We start from the raw sequence: 24,864 nt of genomic DNA on the forward strand, positions 1-24,864 counted from the left end.
CTCACCCACGGCGACGACGGCGAGTTCTCCCTCTCGGCGGTCCTCAGCCCCGTCCTCGGCGGCGTCGACCAGGCCACCGCCGAGGAACTCGCGCACGCCGCCCACCAGATCTGCCCGTACTCCAAGGCCACGCGCGACAACATCCCCGTCACCATCAACGCCGGCACCGCCGCCTGACACGACCCCACGACCGCGGGTCCCGTGCTCCCCTCCACGCCCCTCGCACGGGACCCGCTACCCCCTCGACCGAGGAGCGAGGGCAGGACATGACCTCCATGACGCACACACATGTACGGACCGCCGGGCATCGTCGCTCCGCCCCCGGCCGTGTCCCCGCCGATTCCCCCGTCTCCGGCGAGCAGCCGCCCCGGGGCGCGGCAGGCTCCGAGCAGCGTGACCTGCCTGCCGACATACAGGTGTGGAACTGGGCGGAGAGCGTGGTGTTCTCGGGCTACGGCCCGACGGCCGCGAACTTCCTCTGACGGGCGGGCCGACGGGCCCGTACGAGCGGAGACCACATGAAAGGGTCGGCCCGGCACGGGTTCGTGCCGGGCCGACCGGGGCCACACGACGGGACTGTCAGTGGTGCCATCCGTGATGCGTGAGGGTGCTTTTGACGGCGGTGGCCATCACGCTCTCACCCGGGTGTCCGACGGTCGGCGCGTACGTGTTCAGTCTTCTCAAGATCTGTCCTTCCGTGATCGGTCGAAGGTCTCCGCCCGGGGCGCGGCCGCAGCCGCATGGCACATCCGGTCAACGCCGTGGACTGTCGCGCGCACACCTGGTTGAGGGCGGAGCACCCGAGATTCACACGTATCCGAAGCCCGTCAGATGCTGGTGGCCGCGTAACGAATTGATCAACGCGGACGAGTCGGATGGCTTAAGGGCCTGACCTCGGGTCCTGGCCCGGACACACCGTCAGGTGACTGATGCGGGACATGTCGACCGCGGCCGACAGTGAGACCCGACGCGCACCGACCCACCCCATGACCGAACCATCGGAATCATCGAAAGCGAGATCACAGCCATGGACATGAAGCTCGAAGTCGTCATTCTGCCGGTGTCCGATGTGGACGGCGCCAAGGGCTTCTACGTGGAGCAGCTCGGCTGGCGCCTCGACGCCGACTTCCCGATCAACGACGGCTACCGGATCGTGCAGGTGACCCCGCCCGGCTCCGAGTGCTCGATCATCTTCGGCGAGGGCCTCACCCAGCAGGAGGCGGGCACGCTCCACGGCCTCCAGCTGACCGTCACCGACATCGTCAAGGCGCAGGAGGAGCTGGAGTCCCGAGGTGTGGAGGTCTCCGGCCCGTTCCGCGACGAGACCAGCGCCTTCCACCACGCCGGTGGCACCCACCGGGTGCCCGGTCTGCACCCCGAGCGGTCCAGCTACGGCACCTTCGCCGCCTTCAAGGACCTCGACGGCAACGAGTGGTTCCTCCAGGAAGTCACCGAACGCGCCCCCGGCCGCTGAGGCCCGGTCCCGGCGCGACCGACCCCATGCCGCGCCGGGACCGCCCACCCCGGAGGCCACGACACCCACCCGACACCATCCGACCGGCACCCGTCCACCGGAGGACACATGACGACCGAGAACATCCGCACATACGACGTCATAGTGATCGGCGCAGGACCGGTCGGCGAGAATGTCGCGGCCCGCACCACCGCCGCGGGCCTGAGCACCGTCATCGTGGAGAGCGAACTGGCCGGCGGCGAATGCTCGTACTGGGCCTGCGAACCCAGTAAGGCACTGCTGCGCCCCGTCCTGCTCCGCGCCGACGCCGTACACGTTCCCGGGCTCGACCCCGCCGTCAAAGGCCTGTTGGACGCAGAGGCCGTCCTCGCGCACCGCAACCGCATGTCCGCGGACTGGAAGGACGACGGCCAGGTCGAGTGGATCAAGTCGGCGGGCATCGACCTGCTGCGCGGCCACGGCCGACTGACGGGGGAGCGCGAGGTGTCCGTGGAGACCTCCGAAGGCGACACCGTCCGCCTGCGCGCCCAACACGCCGTCGCCGTGTGCACCGGCAGCCGCGCGGCCCTGCCCCCGCTGCCCGGGATCGAGACCCTGCGGCCATGGACCAGCCGGGAGGCGACCAGTGCCCAGGCGGTGCCCGGGCGTCTGGTGATCGTCGGCGCCGGTGTGGTGGGCGTCGAGATGGCCACCGCCTGGCAGGCCCTGGGCAGCCGGGTGACCCTGCTCGCCCGGGAGGAGGGGCTCCTGCCGCGCATGGAGCCCTTCGCGGGCGAGCTGGTCAACGAGCGCCTGTGGGAGGCCGGTGCGGACGTACGGTTCAACACCTCGGTCGTCGCCGCGGAGCGGGGGTCCGACGGCGAGGTCCGGATCACCCTCTCGGACGGCGATGAACTCACCGCCGACGAGATCCTCTTCGCCACCGGCCGCGCCCCGCGCTCGGCGGACATCGGGCTCGACACCGTGGGACTGAGCCCGGGTGACTGGCTCGCCACCGACGACAGCCTGACCGTTACCGCCGTCCCCGGGAACTGGCTGTACGCCGTCGGCGACGTCAACCGCCGGGCGCTCTTCACTCACCAGGGCAAGTACCAGGCGCGGATCGCCGGCGCCGTGATCGCCACCCGGGCCCGGGGCGAGGAGCTCGACACCGGCCGCTGGTCCGCGCACACCGGCACGGCCGACATCGAGGCCGTCCCGGGCGTCGTCTTCACCGATCCCGAGGTCGCCTCCGTGGGCCTGACCGTCCGTGAGGCAGAGCGCACCGGTCGCTCCGTCGAGGTCGTCGACTACGAGATCGGCCACCTCGCCGGCGCCCTCCAGTACCGTCCCGACTACCGGGGCAAGGCCCGGATCCTCATCGACCGGGACCGCGAGGTCGTCGTCGGCGCCACCTTCGTCGGACCGGGCGTCGGTGAACTGCTGTACTCGGCCACCGTCGCCATCACCGCGCAGGTGCCGGTCGAGCGCCTCTGGCACGCCGTACCAGCTTTCCCCACCATCAGTGAGGTGTGGCTGCGCCTGCTGGAGACAAGGCGGGACTCATGACCACCGCACAAGACCTCGCGCTCATCGCCCTGGGCCTGCCGCCCGACCGGACCGTGGAGCAGAGCGGCCTGTCCCTCGCGCTCGCGGGGGCCGAGGCGGTCGATCTCCTGGAGAGCGGGGCGCTGACCCTGGACGGCGACCGCATGGTGCCCGGCCCGCGGGTGGCGACAGGCGACCGTCTGCTGGACGAGGCGCTCGCCTCGCTCGTCCGGCGGGGGGAGCGGTACGAGACGGTCGACGGCTGGCTGTGGCGGCGCGGCGGCGAACTCGCCGCAGCCTACGTCGAGGACCTGGAGAAGGCCGGGCTCGTCGCGCACCCACGGGGGCACGTGTTCCGGCGGCGGTCCGCGCGGGCCGTACCGGCCGACTCGCCGGAACATGTCAGTGCCGAGGAACGCCGGACGTCCGGAGAGCCCGTTCTCGCGGCTCTGCTGGCCGCCCTGGGGCTCGGGGACAAGCCGTCGCCGGCCCGTGAGCACCTCATCGGGGACGCGGTCACCACCGTACTGGCCGCTGTCGGCGGCGCGGTCACGGAGCTGGAGGCCGCACAGCTGCGACGGGATGTCGAAAGCGCCGCGTTCGACAACATGTGGCGGGGCTAGACCGCTCGGTGGTACGGCCGGCGGACCTGGTTCTGTAAGGAGGGCCCCTTGCCGCACGGCCCGGAGGTGCCTCACCCGTCCAGCGTGGAGGGCCGGGTCACACAGGGCTCGTACCGGCGTGCGGCCGGGGGACCACCGTCCGCGGGACTAACGCAGGCGTTAGCTCGCCCCACCCGGCTTCACCAGGGTGTACATGACGGAACGCTGCTGCTTGTGGCGCTGGATACGTCCCTTGGCGACCAGGGACTCCAGGGTGTTCCGCACCACCTGGGGTGTGGGGTTGCGGTCCGGGTGCTTCTCCATGAGTTCGTCCCGCAGCTCCTTTGCCAGACGTGGCTCGTCGTAGTTGCCGAGCAGGTCCGCCAGGAGTTCACCGAGCAGTGGCTGGCGCGACTTCCCCTTCGCGCCGGCCTTCGCCGTGGTGCCCGCCGGAGCGGTCCTGACCGACGCCGAACGCCGCGAGGCGGCAGGTGTCCGCTTCGCCTTCGCGGCGACGGGCTCGTCCTGCGCCTGCTCGGGCAGACGGGACGCGTCCGCGAAGCCCTCGTACCGCTCGGCGAGGTTCAGGATGTCCGCCAGGAGGGCTTCCTCCTGCTTCAACATCGTGATCTTCTCCGTCAGCTCCTGCTGTCGCCGACGGTTCTCCTCCAAGTCCGACGCGGCCTGTTCTACGTACCGCGATCGGAGCGTGGCGGCTGACTGGCTGGTCACAACCGTTCACTCCCTCGATATGGATGATGTTGCGCATGGTACCCATGCCGAGGGACCCGCGCGGATAAGTGTCAACGCCAGACGGTCGGTCGGGCATGTTCACTCTTCACGATAAGCGCCGACGTGCCTGCGCATGTAGGAGGTGCCGACCTTTCTTCAACTCCCCGAGGCTCGACGAAGTCACCCGCACGAGGTTCCCCCGAACATACTGCCCGGTAAGTGTTTCGTCGAACCGTCCGCCGACGGCCCTTCATGGACTGTGATATGTCGGACGTTGTCGCGGCCGGTACAACGACCGGTCCCGCCCGACCGATGCCCGAGTGGGCCGGTCGGGCGGGACCGGGTTCCGCGTACGGGGGGTGCCGTCTCGTTTCGCGGGTGCGGATCCGTCACCTGGTGACATGTCGGCGGGCGGCCAGGGCGGGCTCCCTCGCCGAGCCGTGGTGCACAGGTCCGTGGCCGGGCAGCAGAATGCCCGCGTCCACACCCTCGGTCACGGCCGAGGAGCCGAGAGCCCACGCGCGGTCACCAGGGCGTCGCCGGTGATGAGGATGCCGCTCCGGGGCAGGTGATAGGCACAGTGGCCCTCGATGTGTTCCGGTGTGTGTGCACGGGCACAGGCACACACCGGGCAGGTCCAGTGCTCCCGGCGCCGGGAAAGCCTGCGGCTCGCAGACGGGGACATGGGTGGTGCTGCCGGCCCGGAGGGCGTGCACGGCCCACGGGAGCACACCGGGCCGCCATGCCTGCGCGAGGACCTGCCCGACGGACACCCGATCGAGGTGGTCGTGGCGGGCGTGTGACACCTCGTCCTGGTGCATGAGGACGGGTATGTCGCCCCCCACCTGGAGGACTCTTGTTCAACATCACCGTACGTGACCACATGATGGTCGCCCACAGCTTCCGCGGCGAGGTCTTCGAGCCGCCCAGCGGCTGCACGGAGCGACGTTCATCGTGGACGCGACGTTTCGCCACCCCGAGCCGGACGACGACAACATCGTCGTCGACATAGGTCTGGCCTCCCTGGAACTCGGCAGGGTGATCGGCGAGTTCAACCACCACAACCTCGACAACGAGGAGCGGTTCCACCAGATCAACGCCTCGACGGAGTACCTGGCCAAGGTGATCGCCGAACGCCTCGTCGAGGCGACCCACGCGGGGACGCCGGGGGAGGGCGCCCGGGGGATCCGCGAGGTGGCCGTGACGCTGCACGAGTCGCACATCGCGTGGGCCTCCTACGAGTGCGGCGTGTGACCGACGCACGGGAGCTCGCGCCGCCGTACGGGCGGCGCGAGCTCGAAGGCACCCGGGGTACCGCTCAGCCGCGCACCGTCACCGGGGGAGTGTTCTACCCCTCGGCCCGCAGCCTCGGCCGGCCCGAGGCCGGGGAGGACGCGGGCCACGACAGCTCCGTGAGGCCGCTGCCCGCTTTGTGCACGCCGTCGGACCGGCAGTCCGAGTCGAAGTGGCTGAGTGTGCCGTGCTGGACGAGGCAGTCGCCTGGCCTGGTCGTACCGGGACCGGCCGGTGCACTGTCTCGCTGGAACCCGCGCTCATGAACGAACAGCGCTGTCGGTGCCGGTGGGCCTCGGTGTCGATGGCCCTCTGCGCCCGTGGCCCTCGGGGGCGTCACCGCGACGCGCGCCTCGCGTACCGGGCAGAGAGTGTCACACGCGTGGCCGGGTCGGACGGGCCTGGCACACCTTCCACCCATGCGCCCCACGACAGTCACATGTGTTTTCCTGGGTCCGCCTGCTCCCGGGATCGGTCAAGGCGGCTCGACGCACGTGACATATAACTCACACCTCTCAATTGTTTGAGTTCTGCTAAGGCTGGGAATGACGGGGTGGAATGGAAAACCACCTGGTGAGGAGGGGTTTTTCGGCGCGGCCCGGGTACCGTCCGCGCACATGTGCTCGCCGGACGGGGACGCGGCACTGGGGCGACACAAATGCGGCAGTGTTCTCGCACTTGCCCTTGCCTACAGTGTGAGTGCGGGGGCTACATCCGGCCTCCGGTCGCTGCACGACAGAGAACCAGGATGGTTCAGAACACTATGGCTACGCCCCTCACGGCTATGTCCCGGTCCGATCTGCTCGGCACCATCATGAGGGAACACCGGGACGGTCTTGTCTCGTATGCCGAGAAGATGCTGGGTGACCACGGACTTGCCGAGGACATCGTCCAGGAGGCCATCATCCGGGCCTGGCGGAACATCGACCGTCTGCTCGGGATGGAAGGTTCGGTCCGCGGCTGGCTCTTCACCGTGACCCGGCATCTGGTCATCGACTGGGTGCGCAAGCCCCACGCCCGGAGAGAGGTCGTCGGAGTCACCTGCAACGACCCCGTGTCGCGCACGGGCAGCACCGAGGCGGTGCACGACGCCCTGGTGGTCAGGCCGCTGCTGCGCCGGCTGTCTCCCGAACACCGCGCTGTGCTGGTCCACATATACCTGTGCGACCGCAGCATCCAGGAAACCGCCGGCATCCTCGGAGTGCCGGCCGGAACGGTCAAGAGCCGTCAGCACAACGCCCTGCGCAAGCTGCGCGCGGTCGCGCGACCCGAGGCGGCGTAGAGCTCCCTCGTCTGTCCGCCTCGGCCGACTGCGGGGGCCCCTATGTGTTTGGTCAAGCTGCGTCTCTCACAATGCGGGCATGGATGACCGAGGTGGGGACTCGGTGTCGGTTTCGCGCGCCGATCGAGGCCGGCTGGTCCACCACGACCAGGAACCGCGTGACCATGCTCGCAGAACAGGCCGACGGCGTCATCGGCTTCGACATGCACCGAGACACCCTTGCAACAGGTCGGGCGACATCCGCGCCGGGACGCCGGGACCGGGAGGACAGCAGGTGAACCTCGCGGAAGGCTGCTCCGTTCAACCTCATGACGGCTTCTGTCGGCCGGATGCCCGCTTGGGGAGCCCGCTGCACCAGCGGGTCGGCCCGAGCGCCGTCAGTTGCGGCGCGCGGCTGTGCCGCGCCACGGTATCGACTGGACGGCGGACGTCCCCGTACGGCTGAGCGGCTCCGTGGAGGTGGCCCGTTGGACGGCTCGCCGTCACGAGTCGTCAAACTGGTGAGAGGAGGAGCCCTTTGTACGTTCTGGTTCCCGACGACCCCGTGTTCTTCGCGAAGTTCCAGAGTCTTGAAGAACCGCTTCTCCGCCGCCTCTACCGACTGCACAGTGCGGGCCTGGAGTCCGACGACGAGCGGATCATCTCGGATGCCTACGACAGCTGGGTACAGGTACTGCTGAAACTTCCGCTGTGGTTCGAGTGGCACAAGGCGGGTACATCTGCCGATCCCGCTCTGTATGAGGAGACCAGATATGTCCTCTACAGTCCGCGCGGCGACCAGCTGACGAGCCTGTATCCGGTCGAGGTGACCACGGTCGACCTCGGGCACCTCACGGCCTGCCTCGACCTGCTCATCGCGACCGATCAGGCCCGGCGCGCGGTGACGGGTCAGGTGTGCGCCGAGGTGTGTGCCGAACCGCCGGAGCGGGAGGACGGCCTCACCGAGGTCTTCCGGCGCGTGATGGAGGTTCTGTTGCTTCCGCCCCCGCAACGGCTGTTGGACACCCTGGGGCAGGCCGTTCCCGGGGAGCCGGTGGTCTCCGTGCCCCTGTCGGCCGAGCAGGAGGCGGAGTACCGGTGCTTCTGCGAGGACATCGTGACCATCCTCAGCTCGGGCGACACCTTCGCCTACCGCAGCCACCGCGCCATGTACTTCTGAGGTGCTACGTATTTCTGTCACACCGCGAAGCGGCACCCCGGTGCACGCGGTGTGCGCGACGTGCCCGGTGTGCTGAACCTTTCGGCCGTCGCGTTGTCCAGTTGGGAGGCTCCGCGGTCGGATCGGCGTCGGCCGGAATCACCCGTTTGCCGCCGCCAGGCCGAAGCGGAGGCGGAGCCGATGTCCTGGCCTGCTCCCGGGGGCTGCGTGGCCGAGGCCCACGAGGCGCTGCACGGCTGCCGCCCCCTTCCCCGGCCGGCCGGGCGAGGCGTGCTCATCGTCCTCCGGCACGGCGCCGCGCCAGGCGCGACCAGCGGTACGACCCCGCTCGGCAGGAACGCGTTCCGTGCGGTCGACAGCTGTGCGAGCGTCGGGGCGGACGGCCGGTCGAACACCTGGGGCAGCGGGCGTTCGGTCAGATTCACGTCACCATCTTGACGAGTGACTATCGCGAAGCGCAAGGATCGTCACCAGTCCAGGCGGCGCTCTCTGCTCGGCCGTGGTCGTGTTCGTACGGCACCGCGCAGGGTGAGCGCAGGTCAGGGGCGGGATCAGACCCGTGTCGTGTCCTCCTTCCGCCCGGCACCCGGCTTCAGCCGGAGTTCGCGGCCCTGCCAGCGTCGGCGCAGCCAGCGGTCGTGGCTGGCCACGACGATCGCGCCGGGTCCGCTGCCCAGCGCGGCCTCCAGCTCGTCGCACAGGCGAGGGGAGAGGTGGTTGGTGGGCTCGTCCAACAGCAGCAGCTGGGGCGGGCGCGCCACCAGCAGGGCCAGCGCGAGCCGCCGACGCTGCCCCACGGACAGCTGTCCGACCGGTCTGTCCAGGTCCGCCTCGTGCGTCAGACCCAGTGAGGCCAGCGGCACCTTCTCGGCCCGCGCCGCGCCCAGCGACAGTTCGTAGGTGTCGCGGACCGTGCGCTCGGGCCGGTCGAACACGGTGTCCTGGGTGAGCAGCCCCACCGTCAGCCCGCGCCGCCTGTGCACCTCGCCCCGGGCCGGGAGATCTCCGGCCAGCACGGCGAGCAGCGTCGACTTGCCCGCCCCGTTGCCGCCCGTGACCAGCAGCCGGTCGGTCGCCGACAACTCCAGGCTGTCCAGAGTGAGCCGGCCGGGCACCCGTACGTCCCCCAGGGACACCAGGGGCCGCGAATCCTCCTCCGCTCGCGCGGCCAGTTCCCCGGCCGTGAACCGCAGTGGCCGGGGCGGCTCGGCGACCTGGGCGCGCTCCAGCTCCTCCAGCCGCCGGGTGGCGTTGCGCACCCGGCGGGAGACCTGGCTCTGCACCCGGCCGGCCCGGTGGCCGTACCCCATCTTCTCGTTGTCGCTCCGCCCCCGGTCCGGTGCGACCTGGTGCGCTGTCACCCCCGCCGAGTGCCGCAGTTCCTCCAGCTCCTGCTGCTCCTCGGCGTACCGCCGCTCCCAGCGCTCCCGCTCGGCACGCTTCTCGCTCAGATAGGCGCTGTAGTTGCCGCCGAAGCGGACCGGCCCGTCCACCGCCGGGTCGAGGTCGATCAGGTCGGTGCAGACGGCGTCGAGGAATGCCCGGTCGTGGCTGGCGACGACCACGGCTCCGGGCAGGCCGCGGATCTGCTCCTCCAGGAAGGCGGCGGCGTCGTCGTCCAGGTGGTTGGTCGGCTCGTCCAGCAGCAGCGCCGACGGCCGCCGGACGAGCAGCGCGGCCAGGGCCAGCCGGCCGCGCTGCCCGCCGGAGAGCGAACCGAGCGTGCTGTCGTGCCCGAAGGTACCGAGGCCCAGGCCGTCCAGCACCAGGGCCGCGCGGCGGTCGGCGTCCCAGGACTCCCGGTCCTGGGCCTGCTCCAGCCGCCTGCCGTAGGCGTCGAGGAGCTCCTGGTGGCCGGGGTCGTCCTCCGGGACGCGGGCGAGTCCCTCGCCGAGCCGGTCCAGCTCGGCGAGGTCCTCGCGGGCCTCGCGCAGCGCCTCGTTCAGCACCGCGGCGATCGACGAGCCGGCGTCGAAGGGCATCTCCTGGTGGAGAAAGCCGAGGTCGCCCGGGCGGGTGACGCCTCCCGCGTCGGGTTCGTCCACGCCGGCGAGCACCCGCAGCAGGGTGGACTTGCCGACACCGTTCTCCCCGATCAGGCCGATGCGGTGGCCGGGGGAGGCGGTCAGACAGACGCCGTCGAGGACGCGTCGGCCGCCCAGGACGCGGACGAGGTCATGGGCGAGCAGAGCAGGCTGGGACACAGGGAACCGTCCAACGTGATCGGTGGTCGGCCCGCCGGGCGCACGGCCTCGGACGCGGGCCACGTCACACGCCGACGGCTCACATGCCAGGGGCTCCCGTTTCCTTGAGCACCCCGTCGGCCAGCCGCAGCCAGCGGTTCACCCCGATCTCGGCGAGGAACCGCTCGTCGTGGCTGACCACCATGAAAGCGCCCTGGTAGGAGTTGAGCGCGCTCTCCAGCTGGCCCGCGCTGACCAGGTCGAGGTTGTTGGTCGGCTCGTCGAGCAGCAGCAGATGCGGCGCCGGCTCGGCGCACAGCACACAGGCCAGGGTGGCGCGCAGCCGCTCGCCGCCGGAGAGCACCCCGACCGGCAGGTGGGCCCGCGCGCCCCGGAAGAGGAAGCGGGCGAGCAGGTTCATCCGCTCCGCCTCGGGCCGCTCGGGGGCGAACGCGGCGAAGTTCTCCGCCACGGTGCGGTCCAGGTCCAGCAGGTCCAGGCGCTGCGAGAGGTAGGCGATCCGGCCGTCGTTGCGCTTGATCTCCCCACCGTCCGGGGTGAGTTCGCCAGTGATCAGACGCATCAGGGTGGTCTTTCCCGCGCCGTTGGGCCCGGTCAGCGCAATGCGCTCGGGGCCGCGGACGGTCAGGTCGATGCCGCCCGCGGCGAAGACTTCCTTGTCCCCGAGGCGGACCTGCATCCCCTCGCCGAGGAAGAGATTGCGCCCGGCGGGCACCTGGGTGTCGGGCAGTTCCAGGGTCAGGCGCTGCTCCTCGCGCAGCGCGCGTCCGGCCTCGTCGAGGCGGGCCTTGGCCTCGCTGACCCGGGAGGCGTGCATCGTGCCGGACTTGCCTGCGGCCTCCTGCGCGCCGCGCTTCATGTTGCCGGCGAAGATCTTGGGCAGGCCGGCGTTCTTGAGGTTCTTGGCGGCGTTGCTCGCGCGGCGCTCGGCGCGTTCGCGGGCCTGCTGCATCTCCCGCTTCTCGCGCTTCAGTTCCTGTTCGGCGTTGCGGACGTTCTTCTCGGCGACCTCCTGCTCGGCGCGCACGGCTTCCTCGTACTCGGTGAAGTTGCCGCCGTACAGGCGCAGTTCGTCGTGGCCGAGCTCGGCAATGCGTTGCATGCGGTCGAGCAGTGCGCGGTCGTGGCTGACGAGCAGCAGGCAGCCGGTGAAGTCGGAGAGCACGTCGTAGAGCTTGTGGCGGGCCTCGGCGTCGAGGTTGTTGGTGGGCTCGTCGAGCAGCAGTACGTCGGGGCGCTTGAGCAGCTGGGCGGCGAGGCCGAGGGAGACGACCTGGCCGCCGCTGAGCGTGCTCAGGCTGCGGTCCAGGGTGAGGTCGGCGAGACCGAGGCGGTCGAGCTGGGCGCGGGTGCGCTCCTCGATGTCCCAGTCGTCGCCGATGGTGGTGAAGTGCTTTTCGTCGACGTCCCCGGATTCCACGGCGTCGATGGCCTGGATGATCGGGCGAATGCCGAGTACCTCGGCGACCGTGAGGCTGCTGGTCAGGGGCAGGCTCTGCGGGAGGTAACCCAGCGTGCCGCCGACGGACACCGAGCCGGTGGCGGGCTTCAGCTCGCCGGCGATCAGCTTGAGCAGGGTGCTCTTGCCGGAGCCGTTGGGGGCGACCAGGCCGGTGCGGCCGCTGTTCACGGTGAAGGACAGGTCCTGGAAGACCGGGGTGTCGTCGGGCCAGGCGAAGGACAGGTTCGAGCAGACGATGGCGACGTCGGACATGGAGGTGACCTCGAAAGGCTTGAGGGCAGAGATTCAGTCTTCTGCCCTGGGCAGACGTGGGAAAAGGGGTACGACAAGACGGACCACCTCGGCAGTGCTCCTGAGCACCGGCCGGTGGCCGTCAGATCCGGGTCTCACCCGGAGATGTCGTCTTCACCCACCACGTCTACGACTCCTCGATACACGGTCTACCTATGTCCTTCCTAGCTTAGCAGCCGTCGCCCTCTGCCTGGCCGGCACGGGCGGCGCCCCTGCCCATACATGTGTGCGCACCGGCACATGTCGAGCGAGGCGGAGGCCGTTCTGTCGCCTTCATCGTGTTGTTGACAGTTCCGGGGGCAACCTGACACCATCGTCACCGGTTGAACCGGTGATGATGTCGCGATGGTTCAACAGTTTCCACATGTGTGGACTCGCCCGGCCGGTACCGTCCTGTGCGGCCGCACACCGCCGGGATCGTCGCCACCTCGAAGGAGCGCACTGACCAATGGCAGGAAAGCCGAAGCGGAGGGCCGACGGGGCACCGGTGGGGCGGCGGGCGATCCTGGGCATGCTCGGCGCGGGCGCCGCGGGGCTCGCCGCCGCGCCCTGTCTGCAACACGGCTGGGAAGACTTTCTCGGCGCCGCCTCCCAGGTCGACGCGACCGGCCTCACCGGACTGCTGCCCAACCCGGGCGGCTTCCGCTACTACAGCGTCGTCGGTTCGGTGCCACGCAAGGACGAGACGAACTACGAGCTGCGAGTGAGCGGACTCGTGGACCGGCCCAGGATCTACACGCTCGCCGACCTGCGCGCGATGCCGCAGACCCGGGTGGTACACGACGTCCTGTGCACCGACGGATGGCGGGTGGAGAAGACACCCTTCGACGGGGTGAAACTGGCCGACCTGCTCGATGCCGCCGGGGTGCGTTCCAAGGGTGCGGCGGTCCGCTTCACCTGCTTCGACGGCGCCTACAGCGAGAGCCTCACCCTCGAACAGGCGCGCCGTTCGGACGTCCTGGTGGCACTGAATATGCAGGACAAGCCCGTCACCCACGAGCACGGCGGCCCGGTCCGCCTGTACGTGGCCCCGATGTACTTCTACAAGTCGGCCAAGTGGCTGTCCGGCATCTCGGTCACCGACAAGGTAGTCCCCGGCTAATGGGAGGAGCGCGGTTATGCGGTCGACGGCTGGCTCGACGACGCCGACCGGCACAGTGACGCGGCCTGATCCCTCCGGCGGCGTCCGACGGTTCAGTACCGCCGAGCGCATGGTCCACCGGGCCACCGGATGGCTCATGCTGGTGTGCCTGGTCACCGCGACGTGTCTGTACCTCGGGCCGCTGGCCCAACTGGTCGGACGGCGTCACCTGATGGTCACAGTGCACGAGTGGTCGGGCATCCTGCTGCCGCTGCCCTTCCTGTTGGGCCTGTTCTCCGCCGACTTCCGCGCGGACCTGCGCAGGCTGAACCGCTTCGCGGTGTACGACCGACAGTGGCTGCGGGCCGCCCGCAGACGGCGGATGCCGCCGGAGGCGCGTCCGGCCGGCAAGTTCAACGCCGGCCAGAAGCTCTACGCGGGCTGGATCGCCGGTGCCGTACTGGTGATGATGTCCACCGGTCTGCTGATGTGGTTCACGGGACTGCTGCCCTTCATCTCCCGCACCAGCGCGATCTTTGTTCACGACCTTCTGGCCTGGGCGATCACCTTCGTGCTGCTCGGCCACATGCGCAAGGCGTTCGAGGACCCGGAGGCGAGGCTGGGCATGCGCACCGGATACGTCAGCCGGTCCTGGGCGGAGCGGCACCACTCCCGGTGGCTGCGGGAGGAGCCTACGGGCAACGCGACCGGGAAAGTTGACAAGGTGTGATATGTCCCCACTGGGAAGGCAGACCTGGCCGGAAGGGCTCAGGGACGACCGCAGCGCCCCGGACACCGAGGGTTCCCGGTTGGACGGCTGCGGCCACGGGTTCGCCGGAGTCCTCGGCGAGGAGCTCGCGGCGGTACTGCACTGCGCCGTTCACCAGGCCGCCCACCGTCTTGACGCGGTGGCGGCGGCCGTGTACCTGCTGACCCCCGACGGCGGCGAACTGAGGGCCGCGATGATCGGCGGCAGCCCGCCGTCCGTCTTCACCCTCCCCGGCCGTATGCCCCTGGATTCCCCCTACGCCTCCGCGCGCGCCCTGGCCGACCGCGGCGTGGCGCTGCTGGCCGAACCCGACCCGCTCACCGGACTGGAGCACGGGGCCCTGGCCTACCCCTACACCGTCGCCTCGGCCCCTCTGGAGACGCAGGGGCGCCGCTTCGGCTCGCTGACCGTGCTGCGCACCGAGGACCGGGGTGGATACAGCGACGCGGACTGCCGACGGCTGGCCCGGATCGGCGACCGGCTCGCCGTCCTGCTGGCCGACCTCCTCGCCCGCGGTGCCACGATCGCGCCGGGGAGCCTGCCCGTGCTGGTCCCGGTCCTCGGCACCGAGCCGTCGGCCGAAGCCGGAGCCGGGGGCGACGACGCCGAGGACGAGGTCCTGTGGGGTGTCACGGGCGTCCCCGGGTCCGTGGGGCTGTCCTTGCTGTACGCCCTGCAACGACTGGCCGACATGCTGAACCGGGCGACCGCCATGGAGCATGTCACCGGGGCGGCGGAGTTCTGTGTCATGGCGCCGTTCCGTGCCCGGGCGATGGCGCTGACCTCGGCTGCCGAGGGCCGTCTGTGGGTTCTGGGCCACAGCGGGGATTCCGCGCACCTGGTGCGGGAACTGCACGGCAGCGCGCTGCACGGCGAAGCGCCGGCCGTCCGGGCGGTGCGGGGGCGCGCTCTGTTCGTTCCCGGTGCGTCCGGTTCCTCGGCCGGCCGGCGCGACGGCGCCGACGACCGTTCGCACGCCACCGCCTACCTGCCGCTCGTCGGCAGTCGGCACGTCGTGGATCTGCCGATGGCCGAGGACGCTCCCGTCGTCGGCGTCTGCTGCCTGTCGTTCGACGGACCGCGGACGTTCCCGCCCGAGGAAAGGGCAGTCCTGACCATGATGGCCGGGCTGTTGGGCTCGGCGGTGCAGCGCATCCGGCTGAGCGCCGGACGCCGGTCGCTCGCCGAGGGCATGCAGAGGCGGCTGCTGCCCGCCATGCTCGCGGAGGCGCCCCGCCTGACCACCACGGCCCGCTACCGGCCGGCGCGGGCGGCGGACGAGGTGGGCGGTGACTGGTACGACGTGATGATGCTGCCGGACGATCGCGTGGTGCTGGTCATTGGCGACGTCGAGGGCCATACGTTGGAAAGCGCCGCCGTCATGGGTCAGTTGCGTACCGCGGTCGCCGCGTACGCCACCGAGGGCCACCGGCCGGCGGCGCTGCTGGAACGCACCGAGCGGCTGCTGTCCCGGCTGGGCACCGAACTTCTCGCGACCTGCTGCGTGGTGAGCGTGGACACGGAGACAGGGGCGGCGGAGGTGGCGCTGGCCGGGCATCCGGCGCCGCTCGTCCGGCTGCCCGACGGCAGGGTTCGCCGACTGCGGGCACCGGCCAACGTGCCGCTCGGACTGCATATGCGCAACCCCTACCTCTCCCGGGAGCACACCCTCCCGCCCGGGGCGGTGCTGGTGCTCTACTCCGACGGACTGCACGGACCGGACCATGACGACGTACATGTTCGCCTGGCCGCCGACGGCCGGCAGGTGGGCACCGACCTGGAACGTCTGGCCGACCACCTGCTGGTGGACACCTCCGGCCGACGTGACGACGCCGCGCTGCTGCTGGCCCGCTACGAGGGAACGGATGACGGTACGGCGCCGCGTACCGCGCGTTTTCACGTCCACCGGCGCGATCTGCGGGGCGTCGGAGCGGCCCGTGGCTTCGTGGACGAGTGCCTGTGCGAGTGGGGCCTGGCGGAGCTGTCGGACGAGCTCGTGCTCATCACGTCGGAGCTCGTGACCAACGCGCTCATCCACGCGGGCAGCGATGTGGACCTGCGGCTACGGGCGTTCGGCGACCGGGTCCGGCTGGAGGTGCGGGACTCGGACAGCGACCCGCCCGTCCCCACCGCCTACTCACTCACCGCCGAGGGCAGCGCGCGAGCGGAGCACGGCCGCGGCCTGTTCCTGGTGGACGCGCTGGCGCACACGTGGAACACCTCTCCGAGCGGCCGCGGCAAGACCGTCTGGCTGGAGATGGACATCCCCGGCGCGGCCGGCGCGGGGCGGGCGGCGGACCGGTGAACCGTCGAATGACCTAACACGTGCTCGCTTTACTGAGTCCGGCCGGGCTCGTCGACGGGCGGGGGACCGGGCCGGTCCGTGGCCGAGGACCGTCAACTGACTGTTGTCGCGGTATGCGGCGGACGCCAGAGTGTGACCGGGCCGAGGGCGGCCAGCCCACTCGTTCAGCTGAATTCGACCCACCCCTTCCGTCACCGTTTTAAACGGTGATACGGTCTCGATCAGTCTTCGGCGAACCCGAACTGCCTCGGGTCGCATACCGAGGTCACGGAGACGTACATGCGGAGCTCGTCCGCGTGAATGCGTTGACCCGGCCACCGTCCTGCTCATGTGACTTGCACACGTGTTGCCGCTGCTCGGCGCACACCTACTTCTTGGATAGGAAAGCAATGAGACGACTTCTGACCGTCCTCGCGGCCGGCGTGCCGCTGGCGGCCGCGGTGTATCTGCCGACCGGCGCTTCGGCGGCCACCGGGAGCTCCGCCTCCGCCTCCGCGCCCTTCAACTGCTCGACCGTCTCCGTGAAGGCCCCGGCCGGCACCGAGGTGGAGTCGGTGACCTCGGTCCGCAGGGAGGGAGGGACCATCGACAACACCGGGATCCTGGTCGGCTCGGTCTCCGGCGTCCCGGCTTTCTGCGACGTGACGGTCACCCTCACCCACCCGGGGGACGGCGACCACGCCAAGGTGCAGACCTGGCTGCCCGTGAACGGCTGGAACGGCCGCCTCCAGGCGATCGGCGGCAGCGCCTACGGTGCCGGGGACGGGGGTGTCGGTCTGGGCACCGCGGTCAAGAACGGCTACGCGGCGACCACCACGGACGCCGGCGTCGGTGACGTCCTCGACACCAGCTGGGCGCTGAACAGCAACGGCCGGGTCAACACCGCGCTGCTGAAGAACTTCGCCTCCCGCTCCCAGCACGAGGCGGCGGTCGTCGGCAAGGAGGTCGTCGACGCGGTCTACAGCAAGCGCGCCGCCTACTCCTACTTCACCGGCTGCTCCACCGGCGGACGGCAGGGCTACATGGAGGCCCAGAGCTACCCCGACGACTACGACGGCATCCTCGCCGACGCGCCCGCCATCAACTGGGACGAGTTCGAGGTCGCCACCCTGTGGCCGCAGGTGGTCATGAACAACGAGAAGACCTACCCGACCACCTGTGAACTCGACACCTTCACCAACGGCGCCGTCAAGGCCTGCGACTCGCTCGACGGCGTCAAGGACGGCCTGGTCAACGCCCCGGAGCGGTGCAATTTCGACCCCCGCACGCTGATCGGCACCAAGGTCGCGTGCAACGGCAAGGAGATGACCATCACGGCGGCCGACGCGGCCGTGGTACGCAAGATCTGGGACGGCCCGCGCACCACCTCGGGCAGGAAGCTGTGGTCCGGCGTCCCGATCGGGGCCGACCTGAAGGGCCTGGCGAACACCAACCCGCCGGACGCCGACGGCAACGTCACGGGAGCGCCGTTCCAGGTGCCCGCCCTGTGGGTCCAGCTCTGGCTGAAGAAGGACCCGGCCTTCGACATCTCGAAGATCACCTACAGCGAGTTCACGCAGTTGTTCAAGCAGTCCGAGGCCGAGTACGACACGGTCATCGGCACGGACGACCCTGACCTGTCCGCCTTCCGTGAGTCCGGCGGCAAGCTGCTGACCTGGCACGGCCAGGCCGACCAGTTCATCCCCACCCAGGGCACCGTGGAGTACCGCGAGCAGGTCGAGCAGAAGATGGGCGGCGCCAAGAGGGTCGACGACTTCTACCGCCTCTTCCTCGCCCCGGGCACGGCCCACTGCGGTCTCAACGGCGCCGGCGGCTCGGCCGACGGCCTTGCCGCACTGACCGCCTGGGTCGAGCACGGCAAGGCCCCCGAGACGCTGCCCGCCACCCTGATCAACGCCTCCGGCGAGGCCGTCAACCGTGACCTGTGCAGCTACCCGCAGGTGTCCAGCTACAACGGCCACGGCGACCCGGCCGTCGCCTCCAGCTTCCACTGCGTTTCCCCCTCCCGGCACTGACCGCGCCGCCCACGACCCCATGACCTGAGAAAGGCCGAACCATCATGAGCACGCAGACAGCGACGCCGTCGAGCCCGGTGGCGACCGGCGAGCGATCCTCCCTGTTGAGGCTGTACCTGAGCCGTGGCGTCCTGGCCGTGGTGTGGGCCCTGGCGTTCGCCAAGGCCCACGAGGACGTCGACGCGCCGGCCATCACACTGCTGGTCGCCTACCCGCTGATCGACGCGGTGTCCTCACTGATCGACTACCGCGCCACCCCCGACGGATCGGAGCGCCGGGTCACGGCGTTCAACGGGGTGCTCAGCACGCTGGCCGCCATCGCGGTCGGCATCGCCGGCGCGGGCGGCGTGGCACCGGTGCTCCATGTGTTCGGAGCCTGGGCCGTCATCTCCGGTGCCGCTCAGGTGATCGTCGGGCTGCGGCGGCGCGGTCCCGAGTTCGGCAAGCAGTGGCCGACCCTGATCTCGGGCGGTCTGTCCTTCCTCGTCGGGATCTTCTACAACATCCAGGCCGCGGGCGACAATCCCTCGCTCGACGTGCTGTCGACGTACGCCACGGGCGGTGGAATCTTCTTCATCGCCCAGGCCCTGCTGCTGGGCTGGAAGACCCGCCAACTGCGCAGCCGGACCGTCTGACCTTCTCGCAGGACCCGCTCTCGACCCGCGCCCCCGGGGGCGCGGGTCGAGACGTTTCCGGACCGCCGGCGCACACAGGTGTGCAGGTCCTTCGGTGTGCGACGTCCGGACGCGTGTGTCGGTCACTGATATGTATTCTCGGATGCATGAGCACAACCGCGGATACGACCGCTGTGGCAAACCTGATCGCCCAATACGCCGAGCTGGTTGACACCGGGGATTTCGCCGGCGTCGGCGAACTGTTCGCCGACGCCGTGTTCATCGGTAGCGGAGCACCGGTCCCGGGCCGGGACGGGGGCGTGGAGAAGATGCTCCGGGACAGCGTGATTTGCTATGAGGACGGCACTCCGCGCACCCATCACGTCACGACCAACATCGCCGTCGATGTCGACGAGGAGGCGGGAAGGGCTGCCGCGCGTTCCTACGTCACGGTGTTCCAGTCCCTGCCCGACTTTCCGCTCCAGCCGGTGGCCGCGGGGCGCTACAGCGACCGCTTCGAGCGCCGGGACGGGCACTGGCGCTTCACGGAGCGCCGGGTCCGGATCCATCTGGTGGGCGACGTCAGCCGCCACCTGCGCGGGTAGCACCTGGTAGGAGGCGGGCGGCCATCAGCCGACGCGACGGCGCACCGGAAGGGACAGCACACCGCGGATGATCCCGGAGCCGATCCAGTCGATCGAGTCCACCGGGGCGGCGAGTTCCAGTTCGGGGACGCGGGAGAGCAGGGTACGCAGGGCGACGGTCGTCTCCAGCCGGGCGAGCGGGGCACCCAGGCAGTAGTGGATGCCGTGGCCGAAGGCCAGATGGCGGGCGCCTGGCCGGGTCACGTCGAGAACGGCGGGGTCGTCGCCCTCGGCCTGCGGAGCGTCGTGGCCGGCCGACCCGAGAGCGACGGTGATCATGCTGCCCCGGGGGATCGGCACCCCGCCCAGTTCGAGATCCTCGGACGCGTAGCGGCTGGTGGAGCGCTCGACGGAGGTGTCGTAGCGCAGGAACTCCTCCACCGCGCCGGGCATGAGCTCGGGCCTCTCGCGCAACAGCCCCAGCTGCTCGGGGTGTTGCAGCAGTGCCAGCACGGCGTTGCCCAGCAGGTTCACGGTGCTCTCGTGGCCCGCGACGACCAGCATCATGGCCGTGCCCACCAGCTCCTCCTCGGACAGCCGGCCGTCCTCCTCGTCGCGGACGGCGACCAGGGCGGACAGCAGATCGTCCTGGGGTCGGCGCCGTTTGTCCGCGACCAGGTCGGCCAGCAGCCCGTGCAGACCGGCCAGAGCCGGGCGGTGCTCGGGCGAGGCCACCTGGAGCGCCTGCCCCGACCAGCGGCGGAAGTCCAGGTGATGCTCCGCCGGGATGCCGAGGAGCTCGGCGATGACCGTGGCGGGCAGCGGGTTGGTGAACGCCTCGACGAGGTCGAATTCGCCCGACGGCGGCATGGCGTCGATCAGGTCGTGGGCGATCTGCTCCATACGCGGCGCCAGTTCGGCCGTACGGCGTGGGGTGAACGCGGCCGAGGCCAGCCGGCGCAGACGGGTGTGCTCGGGCGGATCGGCCTCCATCATCTGCGCGCCGAGTCCGACCGAGGGCTGATGGAGGACGTAGCCGGCGGCGGCCAGCGCCCCGGCGGCCGGCGTGGCGTCCTTGAGCAGGGCCGGGTGGGTCAGCGCCTGCCGGGCCAGGTCGTAGCCGACGATCACCCAGCCCTTCAGACCGTGGTGGAACTCGGCCGGGTGGATGGGGCCGAGCGCCCGCAGCCGGGCGTACCGTGCGGGGGCGTCCGCCTTGAAGGCGGGACCGATGACCACCCTGCTGTCGTGGAACGGGCACTGCTCGTGCGGGCTCATGGTGCGTCTCTCCTGTTCTGGTGGTCGTGCGGCGTCCGGGGCCGGCCCGGAGGATGGCGGGCGGCGCGGTCGGGTGCCCCGCCATGAGAACGAGCCCGGTCCCGTGGAGGTTCAGGCCGGTCGGCGGACGGACACGCCGGAGGGGGCATGCGCACCGCGCATGCCCCCTCCGGCGCCGCCTCCCATGTGCCGGTCGGTCTCAGTTGTCGCTGTTGAAGATGGACAGCACGCGCAGCGCCTCCAGGTAGATCCACACCAGCGTCATGGTGAGACCGAAGGCGGACAGCCAGGCCTCCTCGCGCGGCGCGCCGTAGGCGATGGCGTCCTCGACCTGCTTGAAGTCCAGGGCGAGGAAGGCGGCGCCGAGCACGATGCCGATGACGCCGAAGGCGATGCCCAGACCGCCACTGTTGAAGCCGAGGCCGTTGCCCGCGCCGAAGGCGGAGAACAGGAGGTCGGCGACGAGCAGCAGGAGGAAACCGGTCGCGGCGGCGGCGACGAACCCGGCGAACCTCTGGGTGACGCGGATCCAGCGCATCCGGTACGCGATGAGCACACCCGCGGACACCGCGAAGGTGCCGAGCACCGCCTGGACGACCACGCCCGGCGCGATGTAGGTCGAGGTCGCGCTGGAGATCACACCGAGGAAGACACCCTCGAACGCCGCGTACCCGAGGACCAGCGCCGGGGCGGGTGCCCGCTTGAACGTTTGGATCATCGCGAGGACGAAGGCGACGAGGGCCGCGCCCACGGCGATGCCGTAGGACCGGCCGATGTTCGCCTCGTCGGCGGGCAGCAGGAGCCAGGACAGCACCGCCGCCAGGGCCACGGTGCCGAGCGTCGTCGCGGTGCGGACGACGACGTCGTCGATGGTCAGTGCGGTCCGGCCGGCGCGCGCGTCCGGGCCGGCACCGGGGCCCGCGGCGGTGGAGTAGGGGTTGGTCGCGTAGTCGTCCGCCGGTCGGCCGCCGACCGTGGCGCCCACCGGGTGGCGCACGGATGCGTCCACCTGACCGGCGTCCCGGCCGGCACTCCAGCGGGAGAAGATCGGGTTGCTGGTCTTCACGTCATTCCTCCTCGTCCGCCGCACATGCGGCCTGCGGAACAGCGTTGCCATCGGGAGCCCGAGATGGCATACGTGTGATGTTGGCCACCTACTGGGCCGACGACAACCTTGTTCGTCACCACTTTGACAGGTGACGTAGGGAGAAGCAAGTCATCTGAGGTGATCCGACAGGTGGCGTCCAGCCACTCCGACAGCGGCCCCGTGGGCAGCTCGAACAGGCCGGCCGCTGGGGGCGAGCAAGGGCGGCGGCGTGTGGCTGCACGCCGGCCACGGCGGCCCCACCCACGCCTGCGTCAGCCTGCCGGAGAAGGACATGAAGGAACTGCTGCGCACGCTGGACCCCGCCCCTGCACCCGGTGATCGTGATGGGGGACGCGGCCTCGCTGAAGAAGTGACACCGGCGGCCCCGCACAACGCGGACCCCCGCCCGTGGGCCAAAGGGAAGGACGTCCACGGGCGGGGGAGCGGGGCGAGCGCGCGGGTGCGCTCCGGTATCAGGTCACAGGCGCGAGGTTGGGGCCCGTGGTGCCCAGCTGCTCGGTGGACACCACCGGCGGCACCGGCCAGGTCACACCCTTCGGCGGCCAGCTCTGCCCGGTCGCCTTCAAGAACTCGGCCGGCGGCTCGTACAGCGGCGGCTGGTTCCCGTCCGGGATCATCGAGGCCCACCCGACGCCCTCGGTACGGTCCTTGAACTCCTGCTTCATCGCGTCCAGCAGGTCGGGCTGCTCGATCAGGTCGATCGCGCCGGCCGCCAGGTAGCGGGCGGCGGACAGCAGCGCCTGGTGACCGATGTTGGTGCCCGCGGTCGCGGTGACACCCCAGTTGTGGTTCGGGATGCCGGACGGATAGGCCGCGGACAGCAGCACGGCGGTGGGCGCCTGCCAGCTGATGTCGGCGGTGTCGGTGGCCAGACCGCCGGTGTAGGCCGCCGCCGGAGGAGCGAGCGGGGTCAGGTCGGTCGGCATGCCCACCTCGGGCTTGCCCAGCGACTTCTGGACTGCCTTCGCCAGGGCATGGTCGGCGTCGGTGAACTTCGGGGCGCCGATCTGCAGCATGTTGTCGTTGAGCAGCTCCGCACCGGCCTTGTTGGCCAGCAGGTTCCAGGTCGCGGAATGGAACTTGTGCACCAGGCGGGTCTGGCTGGCCCGGGCGGCGGCCTTCGCACACTCCACGATCTTGTCGTAGAGCACCTGGGCCCGTGCCGGGCTGCCCTCGCGGACGAAGAACCAGACGGAGCACATGTCCGGCGTCACGTTGGGGGCGCCGCCGCCGTTGATGACGGCGTAGTGGAAGCGACCGGACGGGGCGACGTTCTTCTCCCGCAGGTACTCCGACATCGTCGCCATCAGCATGGCGCCGTCCAGGCCGCTCTTGTTGCCGAGAGGGGTGCCGCCGTGGCCTGAGGCGCCGAGGAAGGTGAAGGTGGTCGAGATCAGCGCGCTGGTGGTGTTCCAGAACGGCACCGTGATGTTGAAGGGGTGCCAGTCCAGGAAGGCGTCGAGACCGTCGTAGACACCCTCCTTGACCGCGTACGCCTTGCCGACGAGCTGTTCCTCGCCCGCGCTGCCGAACAGTCTGACCCTGGCCTTCAGTCCGTTCGTGCGGATCGCCTGAGCGACCGCGATCGCGGCGGCGGTGCCGCCGGCGCCCAGGGCGTTGTGGGCGTCGCCGTGGCCGGCGCCGTAAGTGGGGCCGTAGGCGTCGTAGTTGTAGACCAGCGGGTCGTGGGTGCCCACGCCCTTCTTCTGCGACAGGCCGGGCAGGGCGTCGTACTCGGCGTTGAAACCGATGACGGGGCCTTCGGTGCCGTAGGTGGCGACGAAGGCGGTCGGGAAGCCGGCCGGGCCCCACGCGATGGTGAAGCCGTTGTCCTTCAGCAGCCTGGCGTGCGCGAGGGAGGACTTCCACTCGCGCAGGGACAACTCCGCGTGCTGCCACACGTCGTCGCTGAGCCTGGTGATCGCGGCCTCGTTCGCCGTGATCCAGCCGAGCGCGGTCTGCTTGGCCGCGGTGCTCTTCGCCAGGCCCTTGGGGGCCCGGTAGGTGGTGGGGGAGACACCGGTCTTCTCGTCGTACCCGAGGGTCGCGGCGAGCACCGGGTCGGCCTGGAGGATGGCCGCGGTGGTCGCGGTGGCGCCCAGTCCGAACATCTTCAGCAGGCGTCTGCGGCCAGGGTGGAAGTCGTTCACGTCAGTCTCGTCCTCGAAGTGTGAGGGAAGGGCCGGACGACCGGCTCCGCGACATGTGGTCGTGGCATGTCATCAGCGATCATATGTGTCTTCTCGGAGTCACATCATGCCTACCGGCGGAGTTCAACTCGCGATGCGGAGCGGACAGTTCGGATGGAGAGCCGAGATCAGTAGGTTTTCAGGCCGACGTGTGACCCGCACATCAGTCAGGTGCGAACTCCTGACGGGCCGGCTCCGTTCCACTGTGTGGGGCCCGTCCTCCGGTCGAGGAGCGGCAGGACGCGGCGTCCGTCCCGCCCCGAGATATCTTTTTCGCGGACCTGCAAGAGGGCCGCTGGCCTCCGGGCCCGGCAGAGCAGGACGCCGTCGGGACGACGGCGTCCGCTTCCGCACAGTGCCGTGGACCGCGGTCAAGGACCTCGGCGGACCGGTCAGGTGTCGCTGCACGACGAGGGGGCCTGGTCGACACGTATCGTCGCGGCCCGGGCCTCCGGGCTCGCCACGAGGGCGTCGGACACCGGTCCGTACTTGTCGCGGAAGGCGGCGTCGAGCCCGGCGGGGAGTTCGATGTCACGGGTCTCCAGGAGGACGTCGCGGGTGACGGTGCCCACCCGGATCCGTCCGTGGCCGTGTTCCCGCGCCGCCCGGTACCAGCGGGAGCGGACTCCCCGGTAGGCGCGCACGTACAGCTCGCCGTCGACGACCACCATGCCGATCTCCACGCCGGGGTGGCCGTCGTCTCCGGCGGTCAGGACGAGGGAGTAGGTCTCGGAGAGCAGGGTGAGGTCTTCGGGTTTCCAGGTGGTCATCGGCTCAGGTCCTCTGTTCGGTCGGTGCCGGGCTGCTCGGTGGTCCAGGAGGTGAGGATGCGCAGGGCGTCGTGGGAGGGGCTGCCGGGTTCGGCGGTGAGGACCATGAGGCGTTGTCGGGAGTC

Annotated in this window: 20 protein-coding genes and 5 pseudogenes; 16 read left to right on the forward strand and 9 right to left on the reverse strand. The window is 70.3% G+C overall.

The annotated features are described in order from the left end of the window. From IEZ15_RS46935 to IEZ15_RS39955, 5 genes are all read left to right on the forward strand, one after another. Positions 1–177, forward strand: a 177-nt coding sequence (locus tag IEZ15_RS46935; RefSeq protein ID WP_506355107.1) for an OsmC family protein, incomplete at its 5' end; no start/stop codon positions are given. Positions 178–266: 89 nt separating this feature from the next. Beyond that, on the forward strand, positions 267–482 hold the full coding sequence (locus IEZ15_RS39940) for a hypothetical protein (protein ID WP_189281896.1): 216 nt from the start codon (positions 267–269) through the stop codon (positions 480–482). 545 nt (positions 483–1,027) lie between these two features. Next, positions 1,028–1,474 carry a VOC family protein gene (locus IEZ15_RS39945; RefSeq protein ID WP_189281897.1) on the forward strand — a complete coding sequence of 149 codons (447 nt, stop codon included), beginning with the start codon at positions 1,028–1,030 and terminating at the stop codon, positions 1,472–1,474. 108 nt (positions 1,475–1,582) lie between these two features. Then, positions 1,583–3,022 carry a dihydrolipoyl dehydrogenase family protein gene (locus tag IEZ15_RS39950; protein ID WP_189281898.1) on the forward strand — a complete coding sequence of 480 codons (1,440 nt, stop codon included), beginning with the start codon at positions 1,583–1,585 and terminating at the stop codon, positions 3,020–3,022. Continuing rightward, positions 3,019–3,624, forward strand: coding sequence for a GPP34 family phosphoprotein (locus tag IEZ15_RS39955; protein ID WP_189281899.1), 606 nt, complete (start codon positions 3,019–3,021; stop codon positions 3,622–3,624). The genes IEZ15_RS39950 and IEZ15_RS39955 overlap by 4 nt, the downstream gene beginning before the upstream one ends. Positions 3,625–3,783: 159 nt before the next feature. Here IEZ15_RS39955 and IEZ15_RS39960 read toward each other — a convergent pair whose 3' ends face one another. Continuing rightward, positions 3,784–4,335, reverse strand: coding sequence for a hypothetical protein (locus tag IEZ15_RS39960; RefSeq protein ID WP_189281900.1), 552 nt, complete (start codon positions 4,333–4,335; stop codon positions 3,784–3,786). 389 nt (positions 4,336–4,724) lie between these two features. Beyond that, positions 4,725–5,165: pseudogene (locus IEZ15_RS47480) on the reverse strand (MBL fold metallo-hydrolase); the annotation flags it as partial. 26 nt (positions 5,166–5,191) lie between these two features. Here IEZ15_RS47480 and IEZ15_RS39965 point away from each other — a divergent pair. The 4 genes and pseudogenes from IEZ15_RS39965 (at position 5,192) to IEZ15_RS39980 (ending at position 8,069) form a co-directional block, all read left to right on the forward strand. Beyond that, a pseudogene (locus IEZ15_RS39965) lies at positions 5,192–5,589 on the forward strand (6-pyruvoyl trahydropterin synthase family protein). Beyond that, positions 5,586–5,894, forward strand: a complete 309-nt coding sequence (locus tag IEZ15_RS39970; RefSeq protein ID WP_189281901.1) for a hypothetical protein — start codon at positions 5,586–5,588, stop codon at positions 5,892–5,894. The pseudogene IEZ15_RS39965 and the gene IEZ15_RS39970 overlap by 4 nt, the downstream one beginning before the upstream one ends. A gap of 497 nt (positions 5,895–6,391) precedes the next feature. Continuing rightward, positions 6,392–6,910, forward strand: a complete 519-nt coding sequence (locus IEZ15_RS39975; RefSeq protein WP_229846459.1) for a sigma-70 family RNA polymerase sigma factor — start codon at positions 6,392–6,394, stop codon at positions 6,908–6,910. Between the two features lie 517 nt (positions 6,911–7,427). Further along, the gene (locus tag IEZ15_RS39980) at positions 7,428–8,069 is read left to right on the forward strand and encodes a hypothetical protein (protein ID WP_189281902.1); all 642 of its coding nucleotides are present in this window, start codon (positions 7,428–7,430) and stop codon (positions 8,067–8,069) included. 551 nt (positions 8,070–8,620) lie between these two features. On the opposite strand, the gene IEZ15_RS39985 is transcribed toward IEZ15_RS39980, so the two are convergent. Next, positions 8,621–10,273: an ABC-F family ATP-binding cassette domain-containing protein gene (locus IEZ15_RS39985; RefSeq protein ID WP_189281903.1), complete on the reverse strand. Its 1,653-nt coding sequence runs from the start codon at positions 10,271–10,273 to the stop codon at positions 8,621–8,623. 79 nt (positions 10,274–10,352) lie between these two features. Continuing rightward, positions 10,353–11,987: a ribosomal protection-like ABC-F family protein gene (gene abc-f, locus IEZ15_RS39990; RefSeq protein ID WP_189281904.1), complete on the reverse strand. Its 1,635-nt coding sequence runs from the start codon at positions 11,985–11,987 to the stop codon at positions 10,353–10,355. Between the two features lie 487 nt (positions 11,988–12,474). Between abc-f and IEZ15_RS39995 the strand changes: the two are divergent. The 6 genes and pseudogenes from IEZ15_RS39995 to IEZ15_RS40020 all read left to right on the forward strand — a co-directional run bounded on the left by IEZ15_RS39995 (position 12,475) and on the right by IEZ15_RS40020 (position 19,415). Next, positions 12,475–13,197: pseudogene (locus tag IEZ15_RS39995) on the forward strand (molybdopterin-dependent oxidoreductase). Then, entirely contained in the window at positions 13,145–13,837 is a 693-nt protein-coding gene (locus tag IEZ15_RS40000) for a cytochrome b/b6 domain-containing protein (protein WP_189281906.1), read from the forward strand. The pseudogene IEZ15_RS39995 and the gene IEZ15_RS40000 overlap by 53 nt, the downstream one beginning before the upstream one ends. Position 13,838: 1 nt before the next feature. Beyond that, complete coding sequence (locus IEZ15_RS40005; RefSeq protein ID WP_189281907.1) at positions 13,839–16,181, forward strand: ATP-binding SpoIIE family protein phosphatase; 2,343 nt, start codon at positions 13,839–13,841, stop codon at positions 16,179–16,181. A 389-nt stretch (positions 16,182–16,570) separates the two neighbouring features. Continuing rightward, positions 16,571–18,196: a tannase/feruloyl esterase family alpha/beta hydrolase gene (locus IEZ15_RS40010; RefSeq protein WP_189281908.1), complete on the forward strand. Its 1,626-nt coding sequence runs from the start codon at positions 16,571–16,573 to the stop codon at positions 18,194–18,196. A 44-nt stretch (positions 18,197–18,240) separates the two neighbouring features. Next, positions 18,241–18,831, forward strand: coding sequence for a DUF308 domain-containing protein (locus tag IEZ15_RS40015; RefSeq protein ID WP_189281909.1), 591 nt, complete (start codon positions 18,241–18,243; stop codon positions 18,829–18,831). Positions 18,832–18,977: 146 nt separating this feature from the next. Then, complete coding sequence (locus IEZ15_RS40020; protein ID WP_189281910.1) at positions 18,978–19,415, forward strand: nuclear transport factor 2 family protein; 438 nt, start codon at positions 18,978–18,980, stop codon at positions 19,413–19,415. 24 nt (positions 19,416–19,439) lie between these two features. Here the strand turns inward: IEZ15_RS40020 and IEZ15_RS40025 are convergent, their stop codons facing one another. Then, positions 19,440–20,672, reverse strand: coding sequence for a cytochrome P450 family protein (locus IEZ15_RS40025; RefSeq protein WP_189281911.1), 1,233 nt, complete (start codon positions 20,670–20,672; stop codon positions 19,440–19,442). A 199-nt stretch (positions 20,673–20,871) separates the two neighbouring features. Next, a complete protein-coding gene (locus IEZ15_RS40030) occupies positions 20,872–21,738 on the reverse strand; it encodes a Bax inhibitor-1/YccA family protein (protein WP_373302734.1) in 867 nt (288 codons plus the stop codon). Positions 21,739–21,958: 220 nt separating this feature from the next. On the opposite strand from IEZ15_RS40030, the pseudogene IEZ15_RS45885 reads away from it, so the two are divergent. Continuing rightward, a pseudogene (locus IEZ15_RS45885) lies at positions 21,959–22,133 on the forward strand (L,D-transpeptidase family protein); the annotation flags it as partial. 99 nt (positions 22,134–22,232) lie between these two features. On the opposite strand, the gene IEZ15_RS40035 reads toward IEZ15_RS45885, so the two are convergent. The 3 genes and pseudogenes from IEZ15_RS40035 to IEZ15_RS40045 all read right to left on the reverse strand — a co-directional run. Then, positions 22,233–23,930, reverse strand: coding sequence for an amidohydrolase (locus IEZ15_RS40035; RefSeq protein ID WP_189281913.1), 1,698 nt, complete (start codon positions 23,928–23,930; stop codon positions 22,233–22,235). Between the two features lie 431 nt (positions 23,931–24,361). Beyond that, complete coding sequence (locus IEZ15_RS40040; RefSeq protein ID WP_189281914.1) at positions 24,362–24,739, reverse strand: DUF2255 family protein; 378 nt, start codon at positions 24,737–24,739, stop codon at positions 24,362–24,364. Beyond that, positions 24,736–24,864: pseudogene (locus IEZ15_RS40045) on the reverse strand (transcriptional regulator); the annotation flags it as partial. The gene IEZ15_RS40040 and the pseudogene IEZ15_RS40045, both read right to left, overlap by 4 nt.

It is taken from the genome of Streptomyces atratus (genome assembly GCF_014648655.1).
In the GTDB taxonomy this organism is placed as follows: domain Bacteria; phylum Actinomycetota; class Actinomycetes; order Streptomycetales; family Streptomycetaceae; genus Streptomyces; species Streptomyces atratus.